The following is a 26,590-nucleotide window of genomic DNA, read 5'->3' on the forward strand; positions in this document are numbered from 1 at the left end:
AAACAGCGCCGATGATAGTGTAGCATTTGCTATGTGAAAGTAGGACATTGCCAGGCTCCAAATAAGAGAAACCCGTTGCAGCGATGTAACGGGTTTTTTGTTGTCTGGGATTTAATAAGTAGGCGAAGTCAGTAGAGAAACGTAACAGCTCGAAGGCGAGCCCTAAGAAAGGCCGACCCGACACAATGATAGTGTCCCATTTGCTATGTGACTCTCTACCGCTGTGGGCACCACGACATCGCCAAGCTCCAAATACAAGAAAGCCCGTCTAGTAATAGCCGGGCTTTTTTACGTCCGCAGAAAAGTAAAAATACATTCCAGATATTATTCGCACAGTCTCCTATTCGCACAGTCTACACAACCTCCGTAGCGTGGGTTGAGTATCACGAAACCCGCGGATAAGGCTCGCCGCACATCTTTGTATGGTAAATATAGTGTTTTTATATATGTGTACCTTAGTCCGCACGACATTTGACAGCGTAGCACACCTACTCCCAATACTAGAAAACTGCTTGAGAAATGAAGCATTATTTCTACGGCTCTAGAAAAGTGAAATACCTGCCGTTATATAGTTCCGACACTCCTTTGTAGCGTGGATTGAGGCTCACGAAGCCTGCGATTAAAGCACGCAATATAACTTAAAGTAATGAATTAATTTTAAACAGTTCATAGGGCTTAGCTTATTATCAAGCGTAGCACCTTAAGTTTGGTATAAAGCGGTTTGACTATCTATATAGCTTTTGCTTTTATTTACGCTGCGTAAGCAGCTCGTAACTTATGACGTAGCTAGCTATACAAGCAGGTTTAGGTTGTGAAAGCTCGTTTGATATATTAAATAAGCTTTGTAATTAGCTTATAGTGTACTTAAATCGTTTCGTTTTAATGAGCCACCTAAAAAGGCCCAGGGCAAATAACAAAGCGCTGGCTACCCCTGATAAAACCCATAGAATTCGTAATGGCTGATCGCCAATGCTGCCATTGTGAAGTGGATGCAACCAGTTTTTAAATTTACTGGCAATGCTCATCTTATCTATATTAAAAACACTTATGAGCTCTCCTGTGCTTGCATTCACTTGCACATAACTGTGAGGAAAGCGATAAGAAGGATCGCTTTTGGTTTTGAACCTAAACCGATATACCGCATTGTGATTTGACGGGGTTTCTACCCATGCTAGCCGTGTATTTGGCATGGCCTCTTGTGCCGTACTAAGTGCTGCTGATAAAGAAATACTGCGCTGGGGTTTTATTATTGCGCTGTTAGGTTTATCTATATTTCCAAGCAGGGCTGTTATTAAAGGATCGGTTTGCTTGGGTATTGCTAGCATTATGCCGGTTGCTGTTAATAAGATTAAAGGCAGAGCAAAAATTAAACCAAGCAACTTGTGCCAGTCATATAACACGCCCAGTAAAGAGCTGCGCGCTTTAAACTTTATAGCCTTAGTCCATAGCCCTTTTTTTGGCCACCAAGCGCATAGGCCTGATATGAGGAGTATAAGGCTACCTATTCCTATATAGCCTATAACGATTGTACCAGCGCTACCTGCAAGTAACGAGAAGTGTACGTTATAAATCCAGGTAACAAAGTAGTTACCCCATACATCCTCACGTAATATAAGCCTGCCATCAGGGCTTAGCCAAACCATAAGTGGTGCAAAAGCGTGATCCACTGTTTCGTTTTGGTTGTAATATCTTGCGGGAATATAATGTTTATTTTTAGTGCTTTCTAAACGCCACGAGCCTTGTTTATCTGGGTAGTGAGTTTTTAGTGTTTGATATGCGGTATCCCAATTTATAGGCCTCGCTGTTTCTGTACTTAAATTACTTATATTTTCATCTAGTTCGGGGTAATAAACGAGTATAGAACCTGTTAGAGCAATGAGTGCGAGTACACCTCCAATAGATAATCCTAGGTATAAATGTACACGTCTTGCTATTTTTCGCCTTGAACCATTAAAACGCATAAAAGAGTGACCATTAAAAATATGCAGTATAGGGAAGGCGCATTGTATCTTTGTTTAATAGAAAAGAACTGCGACAAAATGTCGCAGCAATAAAATAATTAGCTTAGCTAACAAAAACGCCAGCTTTATAGGCTGGCGTTTACATCAGGCTTGGTAATTAATTATGCTTTTGGGCCTGCATTTTTAATATCATCTGATACATCGTATTTAGCGAAGTTTTCAGTGAAGTCAGCGGCAAGTTTTGCTGCATATTCATTATATTTTGCTTTATCTTCCCATGTATTAATTGGGTTAAGTAGCTTGCTATCCACACCAGGGACTTCCACTGGTACGTCTAGATTTAATACATCGATATGCTGAGTTTCTGCATTGGCTAACTTACCAGATACGATTGCATCTATTACAGCGCGGGTAGTTGGAATATCAAAACGTTCACCAGTACCGTATGGGCCGCCTGTCCACCCTGTATTAACAAGGTAAACCTTTGCGCCAAATTCGCGTACACGCTTCATAAGCAGCTCAGCGTAAACACCTGCAGGGCGAGGGAAGAAAGGGGCGCCAAAACACGTTGAGAATGTAGATTCTATATCGCTAGTTGAGCCAATCTCTGTAGAGCCTACTTTAGCCGTGTAACCACTTAAAAAGTGAAAAGCAGCGGCTTCTTCGCTAAGTACAGAAACCGGCGGTAAAACACCGCTCACATCGCAGGTTAAAAATACAACAGCTTTTGGCTCGCCAGCACGGTTTTCAACTTTGCGCTTTTCTACGTGCTCTAGCGGGTAAGCAGCACGGCTATTTTGCGTTAAGCTTGTATCGTTAAAGTCAGGTGTGCGTGTTTCATCAAGTACAACGTTTTCTAAAATTGTACCAAAGCGAATAGCATTCCAAATTACTGGCTCATTTTTTTGTGAGAGGTCGATACATTTTGCGTAACAGCCACCTTCGATATTAAATACGCTTCCTGGTGCCCAACCGTGTTCGTCGTCACCAATTAAAAAGCGTGTTGGGTCGGCCGATAAAGTTGTTTTACCAGTACCCGATAAACCAAAGAATAGTGCTGTATCACCCGCTTCTCCTACATTAGCAGAGCAGTGCATTGGTAATACACCTTTTGCTGGAAGAAGAAAGTTTTGAACGGAGAACATCGATTTTTTCATTTCACCGGCATAACGCATACCAGCAAGTAACACTTTGCGTTGAGCAAAGTTAATAATAACAGTGCCGTCGCTGTTGGTGCCATCACGTTGTGGGTCACAAACAAACGAAGGCACATTCATTACCTGCCATTGGGGTAAATCAGATGCATTATAGTTTTTAGGCTCAATAAACATGTTTTTAGCAAAAATATGGTGCCACGCTGTTTCTGTAGTAACAACTACAGGTAGATAGTGCTCAGGGTCTGCGCCAACTTCTAAGTGAGAGGTGAAGTGGTCATTACTTTGCACATGTGCTTCTACGCGAGCCCATAAAGCGTCAAATTTGTCAGCATCGAATGGGCGGTTTACATTGCCCCATTGGATATCATCTTGCGTTGTTGCTTCTTTTACAATGAAGCGATCTTTAGGAGAGCGACCAGTGCGCTTGCCTGTAATTGCAACAAAGGCTCCATTTGCGGCTAGTGTCCCTTCGCCACGACGAATCGCATGCTCGACAAGTTCAGCTGCGGTTAAATCGACAAAACGTGTTGCGCTTGTAGTCATGTTTATACCTAACTATGTGTGAGAGTTTGAACGGGATAGCTCTGGGTTCTTAGTTCCCTTAAGCTGAAATTATAGTAACAGAAGGATTTGAGATATTCGAGCCTGCAAAGGCCCTAAAAACACATATATTTGCTAAAAAACATGAATAATTTCAATGATACCGGTGTCAGTAAATTAACAAAATTCATGACACCGGTATCATCATTTTATAATATAAAACCGCATATTTTGCGGCTTTATATTTGATTATGAGGTGGGGGCTAATTAAAAATGTTTTTAATATCTTGCTCGTCAAAAACATATTCTTTTAGGCAATAATGGCAGCTAATGTTAACAGCGCCATTTTCAGCAACATCATCAAGTAATGCTTGTTGGCCTACATTAACTAAAGCAGTAATGGTTTTCTCTCTACTACAGCCACATTTAAATGTAATAGCTTGCGGGTCAAATACGCGCGGGTTATCTTCGTGATATAAGCGCGTTAATACGGTATTGGCATCAAGCTCTAATAGCTCTTCGCGTTTAATTGTATCGCTTAAGGCTTCTAAGTGAGTGAAGTCATTAATTGATTTTTGCTTATCAACAGGCAGTACTTGTAAAAACAACCCACAGGCTTTGGCTTTCCCTTCTGTTGTGTCGGTTGCAAACCAAAGGCGCGTTTTTAGCTGTTCTGATTGCTCAAAGTAGCTTTCAATACATTTACTTAATGTATCGTGCTCAAGAGGCACTATGCCTTGATAACGCTCGCCTTTGGTTGGGGTAATGGTAATAACCATATAACCTTTACCTACAAGCTCTTTTACCGTTGAGCCGCTAATCTCGCTTTGCATGCGCGCAATACCACGCATATTTTGTTTATCGTCGCCGTTAATAACAGCGTATTTAACAGGGCCATCGCCTTGTAGCTGAACGGCTATTTCACCCTCAAACTTTAAAGTGGCAGTTAATAAACACGTTGCAACGAGTAATTCACCTAATAATGCTTTAACTGGCTCAGGGTAATTGTGATTAGCTATCATCTCGTTGTAGGCGTGCTCAATTTGAACGAGTTCGCCACGAACATCGAGTTTGTCGAATAAATAACGGTGAAGTAAATCTTGTTGCATGAGCGGCTATACCTAACTTGATTTCATTTTTAAAAGTTCGCGTCGTTGCTTTTTATCGGGCTTTTTATCCGGATGGGGAGCAAAGAAGCTGTTATTTTTGCGTGCGATGGCGTTTTCTTCGCGTTTTGCAATACTTGCATCAGTTTCTTGATACAAGGTCTGTGCAATGGGGGCGCTTTGGCGTTTTTCAAGCACTTTAAGTACCTTGATAAGCTTTTCATCAACGCCTTGGGCAAGTTTTATGGTTGCGCCAACCTCCACAATTTTACTCGCTTTAGTACGTTGCCCATTATAATGTACTTTGCCGCCTTGCACCATTTCGCGTGCAAGCGCACGGGTTTTATAAAAGCGCGCAGCCCATAACCATTTATCTAATCGAACTTTTGGCTCACTGTTGTGGTCTGAGTCGGCATTAGTATTATTTTTTTTACTCATTAGGCTTCTTCAATCGACTATTTATATATCGTAAAATTTATCATGAAATCATCGTAGGATGAAGGTATTACGGCGCATGCTGGTTTTTTAGTCAACATTACATTGTTATATTAATCTGTTTACAAAGTTTAATATTAGTGTGCTTGTTGAATGAAAAATGAAAGGGTACTATGGGTACGCGCTTATGCAGTAAATTAAAATAAGAACATTATTATGGAACAGCAAATTCAACAGCTTAAACAATTTTTAACACGGCTACCCCATGCTAAATTAAGCGCAGTAGTTACGCTGTTAGTCGTTGTTTATCTTGCTTATTTACTCTCAAAATTAGTATGGCTGGTATGGCCACAACCAGTCTCTACACCGCTTACTCCATCTCACTATTCAGCCGGATCGAAGGCTTCTAGTACTACCTCAGTACAAAATATTATAGAGCAATTTTTATTTGGTAAAAAAACTGTAACAAATAAAACCAATACTGCGCAGCAAAACGAAGTAATTAATAATGCGCCAGAAACACGCTTAAGTATTAATCTAACTGGTATTGTTGCTGTAAGTAACGACGACAAAGCAGGTATTGCTATTATTGAGTCACAGGGACGACAAGTTAGTTACTTAGTTGAAGAGGTTGTACAAGGCACCCGTGCAGAGGTTGCGCAAATACTTCCCGATCGGGTTATTTTAAGTGTAAACGGCCGATTTGAAACGCTAATGCTAGATGGTCTCGACTTTAGTAAAAAAGTGTCTATGCCTGTGCTTGCCGCTCGCGAAGCACAAGACATGGGGCCGCAAAAAATAGAACAAAGCGAGTTGCAAATTAACGCAACCGCTGACCCAGATGTAAAAGAAGCAATAATAGAAACACGAGAAGAGCTACTAAGTGAACCTGGTAAGTTATTTGATTATATTCGTGTTTCACAAGCAATGAGCGATGGCGAGTTAATCGGCTATCGCTTAAGCCCAGGTAAAGAGCCTGCTCTATTTAAACAAATGGGCCTACAAAATAATGATTTAGCCGTGGCTATTAACGGTTACCAATTAACAGATTTACAACAGGCAATGGCAGCTATTAATGAGCTGCGTAATACCAGCGATGCCACAATTACGATAGAACGTGATGGTGAGCAAATCGATGTGCAATTTAGCCTGCAATAACTTAGCTTTGGAGTTTTAACATAATGGTTCAGGTGCTACACCTCAAAAAAATTAAAAAAGGGTTAGCTAAGTACGCAGCGCTTTTTTTAGCAGCCAGTATTTCGTTGTCGGTTTCAGCTGTTGAATATGCTGCAAACTTTAAAGGCACAGATATCAACGAGTTTATAAACATTGTTGGTAAAAACCTTAATAAAACAGTGATCATTGACCCAAATGTGCGCGGTAAAGTAAACGTACGCAGTTATGAGTTAATGGATGAAGCGCTGTACTACCAATTTTTCTTAAATGTACTCGAAGTGTATGGCTACTCAGCAGTAGAAATGGACAACGGTATTATCAAGATTGAAAAAAGCTCTGACGCTAAAAAATCAAATGTGCCGCTAATTACAGAAAACAGCGCTGCATCGGGCGATATGATGATCACCCGTGTGGTACGCGTTAAAAATGTAAGTGTTCAAGAGCTTGGTCCATTAGTACGTCAATTTAGCGACCAAAAAGACGGTGGCCATGTAGCAAACTTTAATGCTGCTAATGTCATGATGCTTACTGGCCATGCAGCGTCGGTTAATCGCTTAGTAGAAATTATTCGCTCGGTGGATCAAGCCGGTGATAAGCGTGTAGATATTGTTAAGCTTAAATATGCAACAGCAGATGATGTAGTATCGGTTGTTGAAAATATTTACAAAGACAGCGGTAAAGGCAGCGTTCCTGAATTTTTGATCCCTAAGGTGGTTGCCGATGGCCGTACTAATAGCGTAATAGTAAGCGGTGAAGGGCAAGCCCGTACCCGTGCTATAGAACTAATTAAGCGCCTAGATGGTGAACTTGAAAGCCAAGGTAATACCAAAGTATTTTACTTAAACTACGCCAAAGCAGAGGATTTAGTAAAAGTACTGCAAGGCGTAAGTAAAACGCTTGCAGAAGATGGCCAAGGCACAAGTAAAACTCGCACAAACAATAAAAACGATGCCAGTATTGAAGCCCACCCTGACTCAAACTCATTAGTTATTACAGCACAGCCCGATACCATGCGCTCATTAGAGACCGTGATTGATAGACTCGATATTCGCCGTGCGCAAGTACTTGTAGAAGCGATTATTGTTGAAGTAATGGAATCGGATGGCGTTAACTTAGGTACGCAATGGATTTCGGAAGATGGCGGTATGTTGCAGTTTAATAATGGCTCAACTGTGCCTGTAGGCTCATTAGCGGTTGCAGGTATTCAAGCGCAAGACACCACAACCACACAAACAATAATAGGCACAGAATCAGGTAACGTAACCAGCTACGATGAAACAACTGAGGGTGATTATTCGGCACTTGCCTCGCTACTAAGTGGTGTTAATGGCTTAGCGTTTGGTTTAGTTAAAAACGACTGGGGTGCAATTATTCAGGCCGTTTCAACTGACACTAACTCAAACATACTGGCTACACCTTCTATTACCACCATGGATAACGAAGAAGCGTCGATGATAGTGGGTCAAGAAGTGCCCATTATTACTGGTTCGCAAACAGGCAGTAATAACGATAATCCATTTCAAACCATTGAACGCCAAGAAGTGGGTGTAAAACTAAAAGTAACCCCACAAATTAACGATGGCTCAGCAGTACAATTATTAATTGAACAAGAAGTATCGAGTGTAAGTGGTGCAACCGCTGTTGATATTTCTGTTAATAAGCGCGCCATTACCACAACCGTTATGGCTGATGATGGCGGTATGGTTGTGTTAGGCGGCTTAATTGATGAAGACGTACAAGAGAGTGTATCTAAGGTACCAATTTTAGGTGATATTCCAATTTTAGGTCACTTATTTAAGTCAACTAATACGACCAAACGTAAGCGTAATCTTATTGTATTTATTCGCCCAACTATTATTCGCGATGGCGTTAATATGAATAAGTTAAGCTTTAATAAGTATAACTTTATCCGTGGCGAGCAAATGAAAGAGAAAGAAGATGGCATAGAGCTTATGCCAAATTCAGATGTTCCTTTACTCCCATCTTGGGATGATGAGCTTATTCTGCCACCAACTTATGAAGAGCACTTAAAGGCATTGAGCTCTAAAGAACGTGCAGAGCGTGAAGATGACTAGCGCAATAGAACAAATAAACGAAGACGTGGTTCATCGTAGTGATGAAACACGCTCTGAGGAGTTACTTACAAGTAACGATTTAGTTGAGTTGCCTCCAAAGCGTTTACCTTTTTCGTATGCGCGCAGAGCGGGTGTACTGCTTAGTAAAAATAATGAACAGCAAGTTGTGTATTACCGCGGCGAGCTAGATGTTGAAGTATTGCTAGAGGTGCGTCGCATTGCAGGTAAAGGCTTTACCCTAGAGCAGTTAGCTGACGATAAATTTGAGTTACTATTAGAGGCTGCGTATCAGCGCGACAGCTCTGAAACACAACAAATGATGGAAGATATTGGTAATGAGGTCGATTTATTCTCCCTTGCCGATGAGCTCCCACAAACCGAAGATTTATTAGCCGGCGATGATGATGCGCCTATCATCAAACTAATCAACGCCATGTTAAGCGAAGCAATTAAAGAAGGTGCATCCGATATACATATCGAAACCTTTGAGCAAGAGCTCGTGATTCGCTTTAGGGTTGATGGCGTATTAAAAGAAGTGCTTAAACCTAATCGTAAGCTTGCTTCGTTATTAGTATCGCGTATTAAGGTAATGGCGAAACTAGATATAGCAGAAAAACGTATTCCGCAAGATGGTCGTATCAGCCTGCGTATTGCAGGGCGTGCAGTAGATGTACGTGTATCTACCATGCCATCTAGCTTTGGTGAGCGTGTAGTACTGCGTTTACTTGATAAAAACAATGCCCGCTTAAACCTTGAAGATTTAGGCATGACGCCGCAAAACCGAGAGTTGTTTGCTGATTTAATTAGTAAACCACACGGTATTATTTTGGTTACTGGCCCAACGGGTTCTGGTAAAAGTACCACCTTGTACGCCGGTATGAGCCAAATAAATTCTCGCGATCGTAATATTTTAACGGTAGAAGACCCAATAGAGTACGAAATTCCGGGGATTGGCCAAACGCAAGTAAATACCAAAGTAGATATGACCTTTGCCCGCGGGCTTCGTGCAATATTACGTCAAGATCCCGATGTGGTAATGGTCGGTGAAATACGTGACCTTGAAACCGCGCAAATTGGCGTGCAAGCATCGCTTACAGGTCACTTAGTTATGTCTACGCTACATACCAACACTGCCTCGGGCGCAATTACCCGTATGGAAGACATGGGTGTAGAACCATTCTTGCTGTCATCGTCATTGTTAGGCGTGCTGTCGCAGCGCTTAGTACGTACTTTATGTAATAGCTGTAAAGAAGGTCACACTGCTGATGAACGTGAGTGTGAGCTGCTAGGAGTACCGTTTGATAGCGCACCTACAATTTACCGCGCAGTAGGCTGTGAAGAGTGTAACTTTAATGGTTACCGCGGCCGCACTGGTATTCATGAATTACTCGTGGTTGATGAAGAAATACGCGAAATGATCCACAGCGGTAAAGGCGAGCAAAGTGTTGAAAAATACATTCGCCAAAAAAGCCCAAGCATACGCCAAGATGGCTGTAGTCGCGTACTGGCAGGCAAAACAACCCTTGAAGAAATTCTACGCGTTACCCGTGAGGAAGCCTAACCATGGCGGCGTTTGAATACCGTGCCCTTGATGGCCGAGGGAAAGAACAAAAAGGCATTTTAGAAGCCGATACAGCTAAGCAAATTCGCCAAGCGCTGCGCGAAAAAAAACTTACGCCGCTTGAAGTTGTCCCTGCAGCAGAAGGGGAAAAACAAGTTAGTGGCGCAAAAACGCCGCTATTAAGTCGTTTTTTTAAACCCAGCGTATCTACCTCCGATTTAGCCCTTATTACGCGCCAGCTTGCGACGCTCATTCAATCGGCATTGCCAGTTGAAGGGGCTGTCATGGCGGTGGCAGAGCAATGTGAAAAGCCTCGCTTAAAACGTATGCTTATGTCGGTACGTTCAAAGGTAGTAGAGGGTTATACACTGGCCGATGGCATGAGTGAATTTCCACATGTATTTGACGATTTATACCGAGCAATGGTAGCCGCAGGTGAAAAATCAGGGCACCTTGACCAAGTATTAAATCGCCTTGCCGATTACACCGAGCAGCGCCAACACATGCGCAGCCAAATTACTCAAGCCATGGTTTATCCTACCATTTTGGTTATTTTTGCTATTGGTATTGTTTCGGTTTTACTCGGTACCGTAGTGCCTAAAATTTTAAAAACCTTCGAAAAAACTAAGCAAGTACTGCCTTGGACAACCGAATGGGTTATGGCAGGCAGCCACTTTGTACAAAATTATTGGTTTATAAGTTTGTTAGTCATTACTGCGCTGGCAGTAGGCATTAAACATGCACTTAAACAACCTAAAATTCGCTTTTGGTGGGACGACCGCGTTCTGCACATGCCTGGTTTTGGTAAAGTAGCGCGGGGTATTAATACCGCGCGTTTTGCACGTACGCTCAGTATTTTATCGTCAAGCTCAGTACCACTACTTGAAGGCATGCGCATATCGGGTGGTGTATTAGCGAATAAAAAAATGAAAAAATCAGTGGCAGATGCTGCCGATAGAGTCAGTGAAGGTGCAAGCCTAAGAGCGGCTTTACAGCAAACCAAATTGTTTCCGCCGATGATGCTGCACATGATCGCCAGCGGTGAAAAATCAGGTGAGTTAGAACAAATGTTAGAGCGCGCGGCTAATAACCAAGACCGTGAGTTTGAAAGCATGGTAAACGTATCATTAAAATTATTAGAGCCAGCAATGATTGCCTCTATGGCGGTGATTGTTTTGTTTATAGTAATGGCTATTTTACAGCCAATAATGGCAATGAATAAAGCGGTAGGACTTTAAGCTTTAAGGGGTTAGCTAAGTTAGTATTTACTTAGGTGACGCCAAATTAAATTATGTTTTTGGAAAATGAGGTATTTACGTGAATAAACAATCAGGTTTTTCTTTACTCGAAGTAATGGTGGTATTGGTTATTATCGGGATGATTATGTCAATTGTGGCGCCTAATATTATGGGCCAACAAGAAGAAGCTGCTATCGATAAAGCACATCTAGATATTCAACAGCTTGAAGATGCAATGAGCTTATACAAGCTTAAAAATAAAAGCTACCCAAGCACAGAGCAAGGCCTAGAAGCATTGGTTAATAAAACCAGCATTGAGCCAATTCCTAAGCGTTTCCCTGATGGTGGTTTTGTAAATGAATTACCAGAAGATCCATGGGGCAACCCGTACCAGCTAATTAGCCCAGGTGAAATTGGCAAGTTTGATATTTTTTCAATGGGACCTGATGGCGAAGCCGGTACCGATGATGATATTGGCAACTGGAACGAAGACGAGCAATAAATGCGACTTAACCCAGCAGTATGGTTAAATACGATTGCACGAGGCTTACTATGCAAGTAAGCCTTAATCGTATGCGCGCCCACCACCGTGGGTTTAGCTTAATAGAAATTTTAGTGGTACTTACTATTATCGCATTTGCGACCAAAATGGTGGTATACAGCTTAGAAGGCGGCGCCGAAGATGAGCTTGATACACAAGCGCTTAGGCTGCATACCACCATTAACATGGCCTCTGAATTTGCTATTTTAAATCAAATAGAACTTGGCTTAATGGTTGAAGAAAACACCCTTGAGTTTTTAGTATTTGATGGCGAAAAATGGATTACCTTTGACCGCGAAGACCTTTACAAGCCCATTGAACTGGATGAACGGTTAAAGCTCACGCTCAATTTAGAAGATTTAGCCTGGTCACAAGAGAACTTACTTGAGCAAGCTAATTGGCGTGAGCTAATGAGCGGCGGCGATGACGATAGCTTATTAGAGCTTGAAAAACTAAAAATACCGCAAGTCCTTATTTTATCATCTGGCGAGGTCAGCGCCTTTCAGATTATTGTTGAATTAAAAGGGCAAAGCGAGCCTGTGTATTACATTGAAGGGGAATTTACAGCCCCTGTTAATTTGCGAAAAGAGCCATAATAATGAGGCTAAATAAAGGCTTTACCTTACTCGAAGTGCTTGTGGCGTTAAGTATTTGTGCTATGGCTGGGATTGCAGCTATGCAAGCAACCGGCGAGCATATAAATCATTTAACAACACTTGAAGAGCAAACATATGCATCGTGGGTAGCAGAAAATGTGCTGGTGGTGCAGCGTAGTAAAGGTAAAGATTGGCAGGCTAAAAATGGCGCGCGCGGCAGCGAAGTAATGGCGGGCGTTGAGTGGTTTTGGAAGCAAGAAATAGCAAAAACTGCAGACAAAAGCTTTGTAAAAGTGACCATAAATGTTTTTAGCGACGAAAAATACGAGCAATCGGTGTACGAGCTTTCAACTTATTTAAATAAAGGCAGCTAATAAGTGAAGCAGCGCGGATTTACATTAATCGAAGTATTAGTTGCTATGGCTATTTTAGCGGTGGTGATTATGGCTACTCACCAAATTTTAGACTCAACCACCAAAGCAAAAGAAGCGTCTGATGAAAAAATAGCGGAGCTTAACGGCCTACAAACCGCATTTAGGTTAATGGATCTAGACTTTAGCCAAATGACTCAGCGCACTGTACGTAATGAAGCCGGTGATGCGCAAGAGCAATACTTACTAGCAGGGCGTTATATATTAGAAAGCCAATACGATGGTATTGCGTTTGTACGTGATGGCTGGGTAAACCCAATCAACTTGCTGCCTCGCTCTGAGTTACAAGCCGTAGGGTATAGAGTGCTTGATGACAATTTAGAGCGTGTATACAGAGTGTATGTAGATCAGCTTGATAATATGGAGCCGCGGGTACAAGTTGTTTTAAAAGGTATTGAAGAGCTTAAATTTGAATTTTTAGATGCCAACAACGAATGGCAAGAGCAATGGCAAATAAAAGCCTTACCTAAAGCGGTTGCGGTTACTTTACAACAAATTGAGGCAGAGCCTATTCGTCGTGTTTTTTTAGTACCCGGGCAGGGCAAAAACAGCGGGGAGAGTAATTAATGAATAAGCGCGAATCACGCGGTGCCGCATTAGTTATTGTGCTGTTTATTGTTGCACTGGCCGCGATATTAGCCGTAGAAATGAGTGCTAATTTAATGGTGCAGGTTCAAAAAAGCACTAACCTGCAAGGGCATCAACAAGCAAAGTGGTATGCCTACGGCGGTGAAGAGCTGGCAATAAAGGCACTAAAGTTAAGTAAAGACGATGATCCTGACAAAACCTCGTTAGATCAGGTTTGGGCCACACAAGGCGACACCCAATACCCTGTAGATAACGGTACTCTAAGCGGTAAAATTACTGACTTACAGGCGTGTTTAAATTTAAATGCATTAGGGGAAGCGCCAGACCCAAACTCTACCAGCAAAACCAACCCTGCTCATAAAGCACTATTTGCATTATTAGAAAACATTGAAGATTTACCTGCCGAGGAAAGCGAAGAAGCAATGGCAGACAGTGTATTTGACTGGCTTGATGAAAACAGCATTACCTATCGTTCAGGCGCTGAAGAAGACGAGTATTTATCGCGTGATTACCCTTATATGAGCGCAAATAGTTTATTTGCATCACCTTCTGAGTTGCGTTTGGTAAAAGGTTTTAATCCGCTCGTAATGGAAAAAGTATTACCTTTTGTGTGTGTTATTCCGGGGTCTCCCTTATTATCGATTAACGTCAATACGTTACTTCCCGAACAGGCACTTATTTTAAGTGCCATGATTGACGAATTATCGTTATCGGGCGCAGAGGCCGTTATAGCAGCTCGCCCTGAAACCGGATTTGATAGCGTGGATGAATTTTTTTCCGAGGTACAGCAGCAAGGCGGTACAAATTTAGATTCGGTTAAAGAACTATTTAGTATTAACAGCGAATATTTTAAATTACAAACGCAGGCGACATTTGTCGATTTGCGTTTTTCGATGACCACATTACTTCATGCCAAAAATGGCGAAGTAACGATACTGGCGCGAAAATTTGGAGGCGTACAGTGACAGAAATACTGCTGATCCGCACGGGTCAAACAGAGCAAGATAAATTAAATTGGTTAATTTATTCACCACAAGAACAAGAAATAATTGCCAGTGGGGAATTAACCGATGCAAGCCGTTTAATTGAGCTAAGTGAAAAAGCGCAAACCCGCGAGGTAGTGGTATTACTGCCTAGCGATCAGGTGCAGCTTAAAACAGTGGCGTTGCCGACTAAGTGGAATCGCAAGTTAGAGCAAGCGTTGCCGTACATGCTTGAAGAAGATATTGCGTGCGATATAGACGAGCTATTTGTCGCAATTGGCGAGCCCACTATGATTAATGAGCAGCATGCAATTAAAGTTGCCTTAACTGACCGCGAGTGGTTTGAGGCTTGGCTTGCTTTATTTTCAGAGCATAACTTGGCGGTATACACCATTTTACCTGATGCCCTGCTACTGCCTACAGCCGACGATGATACATTAACCGCCATAGAGCTTAATAATCAGTGGTTATTTAAAAGAGGCGATTGGCATATTAGTGCCGTTGAGAATAGCTGGCTAAGGGATTACTTAAGTGCACTTGGCGAGCCGAGCGTAAAGCACTATAGCCCGGCTAATCAGTTTCCTGAATGTATTAACCTAATTTCGCAAGCAAGCGACTACGATTTACCATTGGCCTTATTTGCTAAACAACTTACCAGCGTTAAATTTAATTTACGCCAAGGTATGTATCAGCTTAAAAAGAAAAGTGCATTGTGGTGGGGTTATTGGAAGGGCGCAGCCATTATTACCGGTGTTGCTTTATTTGCTACCATTGCTATAAAGCTGGTTGAACTGAATCAACTCAACTCGCGTGTTGAGCTTGCTAAAGCCCAGGTAGTGGATAGATACCAAAAAGCATTTCCCGGAACTAAAGTACGTCCTAACTTAATTAAAAGCCAAATCAGGGGCGCGCTTAAAACCATTAATGGCGAAAGTGAAGCCGGGTTTTTAGATTTGACCAGCCAATTGGTTGGCGTATTTTCGCAAGTAAGCGAATTTACGCCAGAAACCCTACGTTACGATAAACGCCGTAATGAGCTGCGAATACGCGCACGCGCAAAAGACTTTCAAACGTTTGGTAAAGTAAAAAGTATACTTGAGCAACAAGGGTTAACGGTTGAGCAAGGGTCGTTAAATAACGATGGCGATTTTGTCGTAGGCGAAATAAAACTGCGAGGTGCAGTATGAAAAAGCAAATAATGCAATACTGGCGCTCTTTAAAAGAGCAAGAGCAGCAATTGATTATGGTTGCTGGTGGTATATTTGTTGTTTTTGTTTTAGTAATGGGAATTTTTAGACCTCTAAATAACGCTATAGATAAAGCCAAAAAGTCGTACGTCACTCAGCAAGAGCTGCTCGTATGGGTTGATGAAAGCATAGTAAAGTTAAAAGCGGCGGGTAATACGCAGGCAATTAGCAATCAAAATATTAGCCAAGTGGTTAATTCAACGCGTAGTCGTTACCGTATTACTATTAGTAAAATGCAGCCTAACGATAACTCGTTACGTTTAACGCTTGATTCGGTAGAGTTTAATCAATTAATAGAATGGTTAGACGAACTGGTTAATCAGCATGGCTTAAGAGTAGAGAACCTTGATTTAAGCAAAGATGATAAATCAGGGTTTGTACGTGTAAGCCGCTTAGTACTAGAGAAGTAATTAATGAAAAAAATAATAATATTATCAGTGGTATTTTTTATTAGTTTTATTGTGTTTTGCATAATGAAATTACCAGCGGCCATTGCGTTAGACCTAGCTAAGCCGTACTTACCAAAACAGCTTGAAGTAGGGCAAACCGTAGGGAGTGTATGGCAAGGTCAAATGATGCAAGTGCGCTATCAAGACGAGCAGCTAAATAATGTACGCTGGGATATTGCTGGCTGGCAGTTATTTACGGGTAATTTAAATGCTAACTTAAAATTTGGTAATCCGCGTGAGCGTAGCGATATTTCGGGCTATGCTGATGTGAATTACGGATTATTTAATAATGTGGTTAAAGTTACCGATGGTATAATTCGCTCGACCGTAGAGCGTGCCATGCAACGTATTGCACTACCTATACCTGCTACGGCTAAAGGCCGTGTCATTTTAGAGCTTAACGAGTACACCTCAGGTGTGCCTTATTGTGAGTCATTAAAAGGCGAGATTGCCAGCCCAAATATAGATGTTAAAGGCTTTAATGGCTGGTTTAATATAGGGCCACTGAGTGGCATTTTAAGCTGTAAGTCGGGCGATATAGCTATTTTGGTCGACCCAGATAACACGTTAGGCCTTGAAGCCGACGCAACACTTAAAGCTAACTTTGACTTTAAAGTAGCAGGCTATGTTAAGCCTGATGCCAGCTTGCCAAAAGATGTACACGACGCGGTTAAGTTTTTAGGCCGCCCCGATACACAGGGCCGCTACCCACTAAATTTTTAATGTAATAAAAGAGATTTAATGCAATTACCACAGTTTAACGAACAACATGCACAGCAATTAAGTGCATTTTTAAGTACTCAACCTCAGGCTATGTCATTAACACAAAGCCAAGGCTATCTATTTGGGGTTATTTGTTCGCCAAGCCCATTAGAAGTTCACCAGTGGTTAGCGCATATTGTGCCTAATACGGCTAACGATTTAGACGAAGAAATACTGTTTTTATTTATGGCGTTATACCATCAAATTAGTGAGCAAGTATTTGAAACCGGTTACAAGTTACCCGCCAATTTTGACCTAGACTATACCCAAGCGTGGAGTGAAGGTTTTTTACGTGCAACTAAAGAATACGCACAACCTCTATTAACAGCTCCCGCTTTAGAGCCTGAGTACAAAGAAGCATTAGAGAGTGCGCTAAGTACGCTTAGCTTTTTTGCTGTTGATGAGCAAACAAGAGTGCAAATTGCGCAGCAAAATAGCATGACACTCGAAGCCTTATATCAGTATCAGTACGAATCAATGGGCGACTTTGCATTAGGTTTTGCCGAGCTTATTGAGGTGGTAGCCATAAACAGTGGGCTGATTACAGATGAAGGGTGGGAAGAGTAGCCTTTAGGTATATTAAACGGCGCTTAGAATAATTAAGCGCCAAGTTCTAAAATAATATCAGTGCAGCCTTTTTTACACTTAACAACGCCTTTACCCGGCTCGCTGGTGGCTAAATCGAGTGTTAACACCTCGCCGCACTGCTCACAATGCAAGGTTTTTCCTTGCGATAGCTTTTTAAGTATTGTGCGCTGTTTATGAAAAGAGTCACTCGCTTTTTTGTTTAACTGCGAAAAATCCACTACTTAGCTCTCTTTTGTTCTAATGCATCCGATACAATTTTACACACTGTATTTAAACGCTCTTCGTAAAAATATAAATTTAGGTCGCGCTCGCGGCAATAACGTAAATGAAATAACTGCACTGAATCATCAGTGGTAAAGGTTTTTTCAATATATTCGTGTTCAGACTCAGAGAGCTTTAACGCACTGCTAATGCGGTTTTTAGCCATATTGGCTGCTGGGCTACGGTTTATTTTGCTCGCATCACTTAAAAAACCCACACCTTCACCTAATAGCTTTTCGCGGGGCTCTTTAACTAATGGGTGATCAATAGTAAAAAACGCAAGGATCAGAATGACCAATATAATAAACTTTTTCATGAATGCGTAAACCTTGATCTTAATGGGGTAAATTTAGCAAGCAGTGTAATAAACTGCATTTTAAAAGCAAGTAACTGAGATGAATAAATTATTAGCAATCTATACCTGTAATTTTAGCCAGTATTGTTATAATAGCCAACAGCAGTTAGATATTTCTGAAATATCTGAAAGTATTCAAACAGCTGATTATTTAAACTAATCACACTTACCATTAACGAACTACAGTTACAGTAAAGAATACGCACATATTGCTACGTTTTTATTTCCAAGCGGCGTTGAGGAACTTCGATGGACAAGCAAATTAAAGTAAAGAATATACCTGCAGAGGTTAAAATCCAACAACCGGATTTAAGCCGTCAAGACGACAGGTTTAACCCACGTAACCGAATTTATGTTCGCGCAGTAAAAGGGCTTCATCAGTTACTTAGACAGCGTATAGGCTTTTTAGGCATGCTTGCCTTTATGCTTTTGCCTTGGATAAATTTTAATGGCCAGCAAGCTGTGTTATTTGATTTAGTTGGCCAAAAGTACAATATTTTTGGGCTAACGCTGTGGCCGCAAGATTTCACTATATTAGCCTTTATATTTATGTTGGCCGCGTTTGCACTCTTTTTGGTTACTACCTTTTATGGCCGAGTATGGTGTGGCTATACCTGCCCGCAAACTGTATGGACCTTTATATTTATTTGGTTTGAAGAAAAGTTTGAAGGCACAGCTAATCAGCGTAAAAAGCTAGATCAACGCCCGATGGACTTTGATAAGTTTTGGCGAAAAACAGCAAAGCACACCAGTTGGGTTTTATTTGCCTTATATACGGCGATTTCATTTGTCGGATACTTTACGCCTATCCGTGAATTACTCCCTGACTTTGTGACCTTTAATGTAGGTGGTTACGCGCTGGTAAGTATTATTTTCTTTGCAGCGTGTACTTACGCTAATGCAGGGTGGATGCGTGAAATTATGTGTTTACACATTTGCCCCTATTCACGTTTTCAATCAGCTATGTTTGATAAGGACACTTACACCGTAACCTACGATGAAAAACGCGGCGAAAGCCGAGGCCCACGTTCGCGTAAAATTGCCCACGAAGATTTAGATATGGGCGATTGTATAGACTGTAACTTGTGTGTGCAGGTGTGCCCTACAGGGATAGATATTCGTAATGGTTTGCAAGCCGAGTGTATAAACTGTGGCGCATGTATTGATGCCTGCGATGGTGTAATGGATAAAATGGATTATCCGCGGGGTCTTATTTCTTACACTACTGAGCGTAATCTCGAAACACCTGAAAATAAAACCAACCCACTGCGAGCTAAAATCATAGGTTACACGGTCATACTGGTGGTGCTTACCAGTGCGCTGGTGGCTAACATTGCATTTAGAAAGCCTATGGACTTTGACATAATACGAGACCGTAACCAACTGTATCGTGTTGACTTTAATGGCTTGGTAGAAAACACCTATACATTAAAAGTAATCAACAAGGCGCAGTACGAGCAAACCTTTAATATTGATGTTCAAGGCCTTGAAAACTTTAAGTACATTGGCAAGCAAACATTTACAGTGCAAGCAGGGCAATCGCATAATGTGCCACTGTCACTTGTAATGGACCCGTATGATTTAAAAGTGCCAATGACGGAGTTTAACTTTGTACTTTCACCGGTTAATGACCCCGATGAAAGCATATCGCAACCGAGTAACTTTTTTAAAGCGCGATAAACACACTAACAAAAGCGGGGTAACCCGCTTTTTACATTAAGAAGCCCATGAGTAAATTTAGTTTTGAAGATTTAACGCCCGACTTAATTCTCGATGCGATAGAAAGCGTTGGTATATATGCAGAGTCAGGTTTATTAGCACTTAATAGCTACGAAAACAGAGTCTACCAATTTAAGGCGGAAGATGGCCTGCGCTACGTTGTTAAGTTTTACCGACCAGAGCGCTGGAGCAAAGCGCAAATACAAGAAGAGCACGACTTTGCATTTGAATTAGCTGAGGCCGAAGTACCCGTTGTTGCACCCATTAAGCACAACGGAGAAAGCTTATTTGAGCACCAAGGTTATGTATTTGTGTTATTTCCAAGTGTAGGCGGGCGACAATTTGAAGTTGATAACCTGGATCAGCTTGATGTAATGGGTCGTTTAATTGGCCGTATGCATCAGGTGGCTAAAAGTAAAGCCTTTGAGCACAGACCCACCTTTAGCTGCGAAGAATATTTGCATACAGCTAAAGTTCATCTGCAAAAAAGTAATTTGGTACCTATGGGGATCAGCACGGCTTTTTACACCATATTGGACTTGGTTATTGAACAAGCGCAAGCACAGTATAAAAATGTGCAAGAGATCCGCTTACATGGTGATTGCCACGCAGGTAACATTTTGTGGGCAGGCGAAGCACTTATGTTTGTTGATTTAGATGACGCTCGTCAGGGGCCGGCCATTCAAGATTTATGGATGATGCTCAGTGGCGATCGTCAAACACAGCTGTTACAGTTAGACACCCTTGTAAATGCGTATGAAGAGTTTTGTGATTTTGACCACACTCAACTCAAATTAATTGAACCGCTTCGTGCAATGCGTATTATTCACTATATGGGTTGGGTAGCTAAACGATGGAGTGATCCTGCGTTCGTACGGAACTTTTCATGGTTTGCTGAAGACAAATACTGGGAGCAACAAATTCTAGCGCTTAAAGAGCAGCTTGCAGCACTGCAAGAAGCTCCGCTGAAGTTATTGCCATAAAATTTTATTTAAAAAATACACGAGATACCAATGCTTAAAAAATTGAAACTGAGCCTACTACTTTTATGTTTACCATTTGCAGCCCTTGCTGCACAGTTTGAAGCCGATGACCAGTATACTGTTATTGATGTAGAAAAAAGCGCAGAGCCGCAAGTAACCGAATTTTTCTCGTTTTACTGTCCGCATTGTTTTAAATTTGAGCCTGTTGCACAGGCAATTGAAAAAAGCCTACCTGAGGGCACTGAATTTATAAAAAATCACGTTAACTTTTTAGGCGGTGTATCACCACAGGCGCAAAGTAACTTAAGCTACGCCTACTTAATCGGTAAAAAGCACGGTCAAGCACAAAGTATCAGCGACCAAATTTTTAAAAGTATTCATGTACAGCGCGCACCTTTAACGCAAATGAAAGACGTTAAAAAGTTGCTTGAAGTTAATGGTATCGATAGTGCAACGTTTGATCAAGACATTGCCAGCATGCCAATTATTTCAGCTGAGCGTGCAATGCAAGATAAACAAAACAAATATTCAAAACTAGGTGCGCTAACCGGTGTGCCTACCTTTATCGTAAACGATAAATATAAAATAAACATTAACACCATTAATAACCAGCAAGAACTGAATGAGTTAGTTGCTTTTTTACTAACACTTTAATCTCGGAGAACAATAACAATGATCAAATTAGTTAAAGCAGGTCTACTTGCATTACTACTACCTATGGCTGCGAGCAGTGTAGCCGCCACTTATGAAGAGGGCGTGCATTACGATGTAGTGGCAGAGCGTGCGACTAAAAAGCCAGAAGTAAAAGAGTTTTTCTCATTTTATTGCCCTGCTTGTAATAACATGGAAGCGTTAATTGGTGAGTTTAAGCCAAAGCTAGACAAAGACGTTAAATTTAAAAAGAGCCATGTTGATTTTGTCGGTGTTCGCGATCCAGAAAACCAACAAATGATGAGCCAAGCGCTGGCCACTGCGGAAGTACTTCCACAAAAAGATAAAATTGTTGCGGCTATTTTTAATCACATTCACACTAAGCGCGCTAAATTTAACGAGCTTGCAGATGTAAAAGATGTGTTTGTAGCGCAGGGTGTTGATGGCGATAAGTTTGATAAACTATACAAAAGCTTCTCGGTACGTACATTAAGCTCTAAAATGAAGCGTGACCAAAATTACTTTAAAGAAAAAGGCGCGCTACGTGGCGTACCAACCTTTATCGTAAATGGTAAATACAAATTAAATCTAGGCCGTGAGTCTGGTATTACCGCGCCAGAAGATATTAGTAAATTAATTAACTATTTAGCGAACAAGTAAGGTTTGCTAAAACAAAAAAGCTCCGTAAGGAGCTTTTTTTGTTTATAGGGATATAGCAATGGAAAAAATATTAATATCGAGTTGTTTATTTGGCTTACCTGTTCGATACGATGGTAAAAGCCAAGCATTATCGCACCCGCAAATTAATGTATGGCGTAAAGAAAATAGGTTAGTTATGTTTTGTCCTGAGGTGGCTGGTGGATTGCCAACACCTAGAGCATCAGCAGAGATAAAACAAGGGAGAGTCGTAACGAGCACTTATGAGGATGTAACTAAAGAATTTAAATCAGGTGCAGCTAAAGCCCTAGACTTATGTAATGAGCATGCAATTCGTTTTGCTTTACTTAAAGAGTCGAGCCCTTCGTGTGGTAGAAATACAATTTACGATGGTAGCCATAGTGGGGTAAAAGTACAGGGCATGGGCATGACTGCTAAGTTGCTGATGGAGCATCAAATTGAAGTGTTTAGTGAAAATCAAATACCAGCACTTATAAAGGTGCTGGCATTATAATATTAACTCACTATTTTCTTTGTAAGAAAACACCCGATTCTATGTGATGCGTATAAGGGAACTGATCAAATATCGCAAAGCGCTTAACATTATGAGTACGGGTTAAGTGATCTAAATCGCGCTCAAGCGTTTCTGGGTTGCACGATATATAAATAATGTTCTCGTAGTTGGCTACTAAGTCACAGGTAAGGGTATCCATACCTGCGCGTGGAGGGTCGACTAAAATAGTTTGGCAATCGTAACTTTTTAAATCTATCCCCTCTAAACGCGAAAAGGTACGTTCGCCATTCATTGCCTGGGTAAACTCTTCACTCGACATACGAATTATATCTAAGTTATCTACCTTATTTTTAGCAATGTTGTATTGCGCTGAATGCACAGAAGACTTAGATATTTCAGTAGCCAATACGCGATTAAACGAACCCGCCAATGCAATAGAGAAATTACCATTACCACAGTAAAGCTCCAGCAGGTCATTACTCAGTGGTTTACATAAGTTTTGTGCCCACTCCAGCATTTTTATATTCACTTTAGCATTAGGCTGCGTAAAGCTATTTTCTACCTGTTGATAAATAAGCTCCTGGCCGTTTACGGTTAAACGCTCAGTAACAAAATCATTGCCTAGTACTTCTTTTTGTTTGCGCGCACGACCGATAAAGTCAATGTTGTATTTGCTGCTCAGTTTTTCTTTCAGGGCTTTTATTTCAGTTAGCCACTGATCATCGAGTGGTTTGTGATAAAGCAAGCTTACTAAAATCTCGCCACTTAATGACGATAAATAATCGATTTGAAACAGCTTACGGCGTAATACTTCACACGACTTTAAATTATCAATCATCACCTGCATAACTTCACCAACTAATGGCGCGGCAGGGTCAAAGGTGTCGACGCGAATTTTTTCTTTCGTGGCCTGATCAAACATAATATGAAATAGATCGTCCCCATCGTGCCATACTCTAAATTCAGCACGTTGGCGGTAGTTAATTGGCTCTGAGCTAAACACCTCTAACGCTTGCACACCAAATCGCTTAAATTGCGACGTAATACGCTGCTCTTTTTCATTTAGCTGCGTATCGTACTGTGTGGTATCTATTTTAATCACTGCCATTAATGCTACTACCTTATCTATGAGATCTATTTATCGGCGCTATTGTAGGGAGCGAGCAGTATTTGTCTAGTTTTGCTGATAATAAAGTTGCTGTTTTTTTAAACATGCACTTTAGTTTTGTCACTATTAGCCGATAATAAGCTAAGTACGTAACGGAGGTGGATCATGAAAATCGGTAATTATGGCTATACGCCAAACAACAACGTAAACAAATTCAATAATAAAGAGGCGCTACAGCAGCCAACTATCCAATCTCCGCAAGAAAGTTCATTACAGCGAGGCAGAGAACTTGCTGCAAAAGTGCTTGGCGACAAAATGGCAGAGCAGCTAGGTTTACCTGTTGAGCAAAAACAAGCCGATAAACCTTTATTCGATTTTGATGAAATAGTAAAAAATGTACTCGACTTTGTATCTGGTGCAGTTAATAAAGCCAAAGCCAATGGTGCCGATGACGATAAATTAAAAAATATGTTAGATGATGCGCGCTCAGGTGTTCAAACCGGTATAGACGAAGCGGTTGATGAACTAAAAGGCACCGGTGTATTTAACGAAGAAATGCAAGAGGGCATCGACAAGTCAAAAGAAGGCATTTTTGAGGGGCTTGATGAGTTTGAGCAAACCCTATTTAACCCACAAGCGGCCAGTGTTAGCGTAAGCCAAGCACAATATGTAAGCATGAGCAGCAATGCCGAGTATAAGTTTACAACAGCCGAAGGTGATGAGGTCAGTATTAGCTTTGCTGATGCATATGAGTCTCAAACAGCGAGCGGGTATCAACAAAGCAATAACAGCGAATCGTTTGCCAGCTCGTCGTCGCAATCTCGAGAGCTGTCTTTTTCAATGTCAGTTAATGGTGATTTAAACGAACAAGAGCAAGATGCCATTAATGCCATGATGGAAGAGCTACAAGGTGTAAGTAAAACATTCTTTAGCGGTGATTTGGATGAAGCATTTGAAAAAGCACAAGAGCTGAGCTTAGGCAGTGAGCAACTTGTTGCATTTTCAATGGATCTTCGCCAAACGAAAACAGTCGCTACCGTTAAAAGTTATGAGCAATATCAGCCAAACCCATCAAAAGAGGTAGCCGATGCGATCGCGCCTTTTAATGACGATCTAAAAAATGCATTTGATAAAGCATCGCAACTAGGCCTACAAGATCAGCTTGCCGGTATTATAGAGTGGCTAAACCAAGATCAAGCAGCGGTCGATCAGCTAGTTGATTACACACAGGCAATGTTTGAAAACTTAAACCAATTAAATTCAGCGGGCGATGCACTCGACGCGCTAAAGTCTGAGCAAAGCTAAACTGCTTTCTTTTATAAGTACCTCATGGCAAACTGCCGTTCTCAATAAACAGTAGGAACCAAAGTTTGTCAGCCCACATAATGGTATTTGATTCAGGTATAGGTGGCACCACCGTGCTTGAGCATATTCAAAAGCGTATTCCAGATGCACAGTACAGCTACTTTATGGATAATGCGTTACTCCCTTATGGCGCGCAAACCCAGCAAACTATTATAGGGCGTTTATGCTCACTCATTTATTTTATTGAGCAAAACGCGCTTAATGTCGACCTTATTGTTATAGCCTGCAATACAGCCTCTACATCAGCCTTAAGTGAAGTACGCAAAATTACATCAATACCTATTGTCGGTGTAGTGCCAGCAATAAAGCCTGCTGCTGAAGTAACTCGCACAAAGCACATCGGCTTATTGGCAACCCCCGCCACAGTTGCAAGTCCCTATACTCATACATTAATAAAAGAGCATGCCAGCAACGTAACAGTGAGTTTATATAGCAGTGTTGAGCTGGTGGCATTGGCAGAGCAGTTATTTTTCACTCAGCAGCTAGATACACTCAAACTGCATAAAGAGCTTACGCGTTTGCGCATTAACTCAGATATAGATGTACTTGTACTAGGTTGCACACATTTTCCAATTCTTAGCAATGCTATACAAGCGTACTTTAATAACGCAGTGCAATTACTCGATTCAGGCGCGGCCATCGCTAGCAGAGTAAACTACCTACTAGAGCAGCATAACTTTGGAAATAAATTTACAGACAAAAAAAAGCCGCTGCAATATTATGCAACGGCTGATGTTTTGAGTAATAAGCTAGCTATAAAGCACGTTACACTGATTGATCCGTCTCAGTACGTAAAGAGCTAGAATCATCTTCTTGTTTTTGTTTTGCCTCACGTACTTTTAAAGTACGCTGTTGGAACTCACTATCGTTTAACTTAGCAATTGCATTGTCTGCATCTGCCTGTGCCATTTCAACAAAACCAAAGCCACGACGTTTGCCAGTATTTTTATCCTTTAATAGGCGCACGTTGAAAACTTTACCTTGTTCTTCAAACAAAGCGCGAACAACACCTTCATTTGCACGATAAGGAAGATTACCAACATAAAGTGTTTTTGTTTTAACTTCAGCTTCTTCACCACCTTCCGATGACATTGCAGCAATAGCAATCCCACCAATTAATAAACCAGCACCAAATAGCAATGCTGGGCTTAAAGCTAAGCTGCCTAAAGCAAACTCAACAATAACAAAACCAACTACAGCAAGAATAACAGAGAAGATAAAAGATTTTTGATCGGGTAATTTCATTTTAGATCTACCAATAAACAGGAAATAAACATTAATTTAACATTGTGAACTTGCTATCTTAACGTCTTAAACGAACATAGCAATGAAATTTATATTAAATAATAAAAATCAGTATAAAAAAGCATCATCTTAGCCAGTGATTTAGCTAGTTTTATGCTGTTTTGCTCTATTTTTGTTCGAACAGTAAAAAGATCTAAAAAAAGGGTTGATCTGTTTTCGGATCTCCCTATAATGCGACCCCACTGAGACGGGGAACGCCAACGCATAGCGAGGCAAGAGCTGCTCACAGAGTTAAGTA

General features: G+C 41.2%; 28 protein-coding genes. 20 read left to right on the plus strand and 8 right to left on the minus strand.

Annotated features, from left to right (window positions below; translation table 11 throughout):
* Positions 1-848 precede the first annotated feature (848 nt).
* The 4 genes from MSC25_RS19885 to hslR form a co-directional block, all read right to left on the minus strand.
* The gene (locus MSC25_RS19885; protein ID WP_248444419.1) at positions 849-1,961 is read right to left on the minus strand and encodes a PepSY-associated TM helix domain-containing protein; all 1,113 of its coding nucleotides are present in this window, start codon (positions 1,959-1,961) and stop codon (positions 849-851) included.
* 161 nt (positions 1,962-2,122) lie between these two features.
* The gene (locus MSC25_RS19890; RefSeq protein ID WP_248444420.1) at positions 2,123-3,661 is read right to left on the minus strand and encodes a phosphoenolpyruvate carboxykinase; all 1,539 of its coding nucleotides are present in this window, start codon (positions 3,659-3,661) and stop codon (positions 2,123-2,125) included.
* 260 nt (positions 3,662-3,921) lie between these two features.
* A complete protein-coding gene (hslO, locus tag MSC25_RS19895) occupies positions 3,922-4,767 on the minus strand; it encodes an Hsp33 family molecular chaperone HslO (RefSeq protein WP_126008450.1) in 846 nt (281 codons plus the stop codon).
* 12 nt (positions 4,768-4,779) lie between these two features.
* Positions 4,780-5,202, minus strand: a complete 423-nt coding sequence (hslR, locus tag MSC25_RS19900) for a ribosome-associated heat shock protein Hsp15 (RefSeq protein ID WP_024032559.1) — start codon at positions 5,200-5,202, stop codon at positions 4,780-4,782.
* 213 nt (positions 5,203-5,415) lie between these two features.
* Between hslR and gspC the strand changes: the two genes are divergently transcribed.
* The 13 genes from gspC (at position 5,416) to MSC25_RS19965 (ending at position 17,413) form a co-directional block, all read left to right on the plus strand.
* Positions 5,416-6,357 (plus strand): type II secretion system protein GspC, encoded by a 942-nt coding sequence (gene gspC, locus MSC25_RS19905; RefSeq protein ID WP_096042414.1) that lies wholly within the window; start codon positions 5,416-5,418, stop codon positions 6,355-6,357.
* Between the two features lie 23 nt (positions 6,358-6,380).
* The gene (gene gspD, locus MSC25_RS19910) at positions 6,381-8,450 is read left to right on the plus strand and encodes a type II secretion system secretin GspD (RefSeq protein ID WP_024032557.1); all 2,070 of its coding nucleotides are present in this window, start codon (positions 6,381-6,383) and stop codon (positions 8,448-8,450) included.
* Positions 8,443-10,011 (plus strand): type II secretion system ATPase GspE, encoded by a 1,569-nt coding sequence (gene gspE, locus MSC25_RS19915; RefSeq protein WP_004588449.1) that lies wholly within the window; start codon positions 8,443-8,445, stop codon positions 10,009-10,011. The genes gspD and gspE overlap by 8 nt, the downstream gene beginning before the upstream one ends.
* A 2-nt stretch (positions 10,012-10,013) precedes the next feature.
* Positions 10,014-11,249: a type II secretion system inner membrane protein GspF gene (gspF, locus tag MSC25_RS19920; RefSeq protein WP_004588448.1), complete on the plus strand. Its 1,236-nt coding sequence runs from the start codon at positions 10,014-10,016 to the stop codon at positions 11,247-11,249.
* A gap of 79 nt (positions 11,250-11,328) precedes the next feature.
* On the plus strand, positions 11,329-11,751 hold the full coding sequence (gene gspG / locus MSC25_RS19925; RefSeq protein ID WP_004588447.1) for a type II secretion system major pseudopilin GspG: 423 nt from the start codon (positions 11,329-11,331) through the stop codon (positions 11,749-11,751).
* A gap of 50 nt (positions 11,752-11,801) precedes the next feature.
* A complete protein-coding gene (gene gspH / locus MSC25_RS19930; protein WP_248444421.1) occupies positions 11,802-12,386 on the plus strand; it encodes a type II secretion system minor pseudopilin GspH in 585 nt (194 codons plus the stop codon).
* A 2-nt stretch (positions 12,387-12,388) separates the two neighbouring features.
* Positions 12,389-12,760, plus strand: coding sequence for a type II secretion system minor pseudopilin GspI (gene gspI, locus MSC25_RS19935; protein ID WP_024032554.1), 372 nt, complete (start codon positions 12,389-12,391; stop codon positions 12,758-12,760).
* 3 nt (positions 12,761-12,763) lie between these two features.
* A complete protein-coding gene (gspJ, locus tag MSC25_RS19940; protein WP_248444422.1) occupies positions 12,764-13,384 on the plus strand; it encodes a type II secretion system minor pseudopilin GspJ in 621 nt (206 codons plus the stop codon).
* Complete coding sequence (gspK, locus tag MSC25_RS19945) at positions 13,384-14,370, plus strand: type II secretion system minor pseudopilin GspK (protein ID WP_024032552.1); 987 nt, start codon at positions 13,384-13,386, stop codon at positions 14,368-14,370. The genes gspJ and gspK overlap by 1 nt, the downstream gene beginning before the upstream one ends.
* A complete protein-coding gene (gene gspL, locus MSC25_RS19950; RefSeq protein ID WP_248444423.1) occupies positions 14,367-15,575 on the plus strand; it encodes a type II secretion system protein GspL in 1,209 nt (402 codons plus the stop codon). The genes gspK and gspL overlap by 4 nt, the downstream gene beginning before the upstream one ends.
* Complete coding sequence (locus tag MSC25_RS19955) at positions 15,572-16,045, plus strand: type II secretion system protein M (protein ID WP_024032550.1); 474 nt, start codon at positions 15,572-15,574, stop codon at positions 16,043-16,045. The genes gspL and MSC25_RS19955 overlap by 4 nt, the downstream gene beginning before the upstream one ends.
* A 3-nt stretch (positions 16,046-16,048) precedes the next feature.
* Positions 16,049-16,807: a type II secretion system protein N gene (locus MSC25_RS19960; RefSeq protein ID WP_248444424.1), complete on the plus strand. Its 759-nt coding sequence runs from the start codon at positions 16,049-16,051 to the stop codon at positions 16,805-16,807.
* 18 nt (positions 16,808-16,825) lie between these two features.
* Positions 16,826-17,413: a UPF0149 family protein gene (locus MSC25_RS19965; RefSeq protein WP_004588439.1), complete on the plus strand. Its 588-nt coding sequence runs from the start codon at positions 16,826-16,828 to the stop codon at positions 17,411-17,413.
* Between the two features lie 32 nt (positions 17,414-17,445).
* Here MSC25_RS19965 and MSC25_RS19970 read toward each other — a convergent pair whose 3' ends face one another.
* Together MSC25_RS19970 and MSC25_RS19975 are read right to left on the minus strand one after the other, a co-directional pair.
* The gene (locus MSC25_RS19970) at positions 17,446-17,652 is read right to left on the minus strand and encodes a hypothetical protein (protein ID WP_004588438.1); all 207 of its coding nucleotides are present in this window, start codon (positions 17,650-17,652) and stop codon (positions 17,446-17,448) included.
* A complete protein-coding gene (locus MSC25_RS19975; protein ID WP_004588437.1) occupies positions 17,652-18,011 on the minus strand; it encodes a hypothetical protein in 360 nt (119 codons plus the stop codon). The genes MSC25_RS19970 and MSC25_RS19975 overlap by 1 nt, the downstream gene beginning before the upstream one ends.
* Before the next feature lie 288 nt (positions 18,012-18,299).
* Here MSC25_RS19975 and ccoG point away from each other — a divergent pair, with 288 nt between their 5' ends.
* The 5 genes from ccoG to MSC25_RS20000 are packed head-to-tail and all read left to right on the plus strand — an operon-like array spanning position 18,300 to position 22,574.
* The gene (gene ccoG / locus MSC25_RS19980; protein ID WP_248444425.1) at positions 18,300-19,730 is read left to right on the plus strand and encodes a cytochrome c oxidase accessory protein CcoG; all 1,431 of its coding nucleotides are present in this window, start codon (positions 18,300-18,302) and stop codon (positions 19,728-19,730) included.
* 47 nt (positions 19,731-19,777) lie between these two features.
* Positions 19,778-20,752 carry a serine/threonine protein kinase gene (locus MSC25_RS19985; protein ID WP_248444427.1) on the plus strand — a complete coding sequence of 325 codons (975 nt, stop codon included), beginning with the start codon at positions 19,778-19,780 and terminating at the stop codon, positions 20,750-20,752.
* A 30-nt stretch (positions 20,753-20,782) separates the two neighbouring features.
* Positions 20,783-21,406 carry a thiol:disulfide interchange protein DsbA/DsbL gene (locus tag MSC25_RS19990; RefSeq protein ID WP_248444434.1) on the plus strand — a complete coding sequence of 208 codons (624 nt, stop codon included), beginning with the start codon at positions 20,783-20,785 and terminating at the stop codon, positions 21,404-21,406.
* A gap of 18 nt (positions 21,407-21,424) precedes the next feature.
* Positions 21,425-22,063, plus strand: a complete 639-nt coding sequence (locus MSC25_RS19995) for a thiol:disulfide interchange protein DsbA/DsbL (protein ID WP_004588433.1) — start codon at positions 21,425-21,427, stop codon at positions 22,061-22,063.
* Between the two features lie 58 nt (positions 22,064-22,121).
* The gene (locus MSC25_RS20000) at positions 22,122-22,574 is read left to right on the plus strand and encodes a DUF523 domain-containing protein (RefSeq protein WP_055255782.1); all 453 of its coding nucleotides are present in this window, start codon (positions 22,122-22,124) and stop codon (positions 22,572-22,574) included.
* A gap of 10 nt (positions 22,575-22,584) precedes the next feature.
* On the opposite strand, the gene trmA is transcribed toward MSC25_RS20000, so the two are convergent.
* Positions 22,585-23,682, minus strand: coding sequence for a tRNA (uridine(54)-C5)-methyltransferase TrmA (gene trmA / locus MSC25_RS20005; RefSeq protein ID WP_121638084.1), 1,098 nt, complete (start codon positions 23,680-23,682; stop codon positions 22,585-22,587).
* A 165-nt stretch (positions 23,683-23,847) separates the two neighbouring features.
* On the opposite strand from trmA, the gene MSC25_RS20010 reads away from it, so the two are divergent.
* Complete coding sequence (locus MSC25_RS20010; protein ID WP_096042405.1) at positions 23,848-24,987, plus strand: DUF5610 domain-containing protein; 1,140 nt, start codon at positions 23,848-23,850, stop codon at positions 24,985-24,987.
* Positions 24,988-25,052: 65 nt separating this feature from the next.
* Positions 25,053-25,850, plus strand: coding sequence for a glutamate racemase (murI, locus tag MSC25_RS20015; protein ID WP_248444435.1), 798 nt, complete (start codon positions 25,053-25,055; stop codon positions 25,848-25,850).
* On the opposite strand, the gene MSC25_RS20020 is transcribed toward murI, so the two are convergent.
* On the minus strand, positions 25,813-26,292 hold the full coding sequence (locus MSC25_RS20020) for an RNA-binding protein (RefSeq protein ID WP_096042403.1): 480 nt from the start codon (positions 26,290-26,292) through the stop codon (positions 25,813-25,815). The two genes, murI and MSC25_RS20020, sit on opposite strands and share 38 nt — an antisense overlap.
* Positions 26,293-26,590: the final 298 nt, after the last annotated feature.

The sequence above is a fragment of the Pseudoalteromonas sp. 1CM17D genome (assembly GCF_023161805.1).
Lineage (GTDB): Bacteria > Pseudomonadota > Gammaproteobacteria > Enterobacterales > Alteromonadaceae > Pseudoalteromonas > Pseudoalteromonas atlantica.

Coding starts and splice junctions, on each gene's coding strand:
- gspK (WP_024032552.1), top strand. CDS start 13,384: ATGAATAAGCGCGAATCACGCGGTGCCGCATTAGTTATTGTGCTGTTT.
- gspI (WP_024032554.1), top strand. CDS start 12,389: ATGAGGCTAAATAAAGGCTTTACCTTACTCGAAGTGCTTGTGGCGTTA.
- MSC25_RS20020 (WP_096042403.1), bottom strand. CDS start 26,292: ATGAAATTACCCGATCAAAAATCTTTTATCTTCTCTGTTATTCTTGCT.
- MSC25_RS19990 (WP_248444434.1), top strand. CDS start 20,783: ATGCTTAAAAAATTGAAACTGAGCCTACTACTTTTATGTTTACCATTT.
- gspF (WP_004588448.1), top strand. CDS start 10,014: ATGGCGGCGTTTGAATACCGTGCCCTTGATGGCCGAGGGAAAGAACAA.
- ccoG (WP_248444425.1), top strand. CDS start 18,300: ATGGACAAGCAAATTAAAGTAAAGAATATACCTGCAGAGGTTAAAATC.
- hslO (WP_126008450.1), bottom strand. CDS start 4,767: ATGCAACAAGATTTACTTCACCGTTATTTATTCGACAAACTCGATGTT.
- MSC25_RS19955 (WP_024032550.1), top strand. CDS start 15,572: ATGAAAAAGCAAATAATGCAATACTGGCGCTCTTTAAAAGAGCAAGAG.
- gspD (WP_024032557.1), top strand. CDS start 6,381: ATGGTTCAGGTGCTACACCTCAAAAAAATTAAAAAAGGGTTAGCTAAG.
- hslR (WP_024032559.1), bottom strand. CDS start 5,202: ATGAGTAAAAAAAATAATACTAATGCCGACTCAGACCACAACAGTGAG.
- gspH (WP_248444421.1), top strand. CDS start 11,802: ATGCAAGTAAGCCTTAATCGTATGCGCGCCCACCACCGTGGGTTTAGC.
- MSC25_RS19960 (WP_248444424.1), top strand. CDS start 16,049: ATGAAAAAAATAATAATATTATCAGTGGTATTTTTTATTAGTTTTATT.
- MSC25_RS19885 (WP_248444419.1), bottom strand. CDS start 1,961: ATGCGTTTTAATGGTTCAAGGCGAAAAATAGCAAGACGTGTACATTTA.
- trmA (WP_121638084.1), bottom strand. CDS start 23,682: ATGGCAGTGATTAAAATAGATACCACACAGTACGATACGCAGCTAAAT.
- gspC (WP_096042414.1), top strand. CDS start 5,416: ATGGAACAGCAAATTCAACAGCTTAAACAATTTTTAACACGGCTACCC.
- MSC25_RS20010 (WP_096042405.1), top strand. CDS start 23,848: ATGAAAATCGGTAATTATGGCTATACGCCAAACAACAACGTAAACAAA.
- MSC25_RS19995 (WP_004588433.1), top strand. CDS start 21,425: ATGATCAAATTAGTTAAAGCAGGTCTACTTGCATTACTACTACCTATG.
- gspE (WP_004588449.1), top strand. CDS start 8,443: ATGACTAGCGCAATAGAACAAATAAACGAAGACGTGGTTCATCGTAGT.
- MSC25_RS19890 (WP_248444420.1), bottom strand. CDS start 3,661: ATGACTACAAGCGCAACACGTTTTGTCGATTTAACCGCAGCTGAACTT.
- MSC25_RS20000 (WP_055255782.1), top strand. CDS start 22,122: ATGGAAAAAATATTAATATCGAGTTGTTTATTTGGCTTACCTGTTCGA.
- MSC25_RS19985 (WP_248444427.1), top strand. CDS start 19,778: ATGAGTAAATTTAGTTTTGAAGATTTAACGCCCGACTTAATTCTCGAT.
- MSC25_RS19965 (WP_004588439.1), top strand. CDS start 16,826: ATGCAATTACCACAGTTTAACGAACAACATGCACAGCAATTAAGTGCA.
- MSC25_RS19975 (WP_004588437.1), bottom strand. CDS start 18,011: ATGAAAAAGTTTATTATATTGGTCATTCTGATCCTTGCGTTTTTTACT.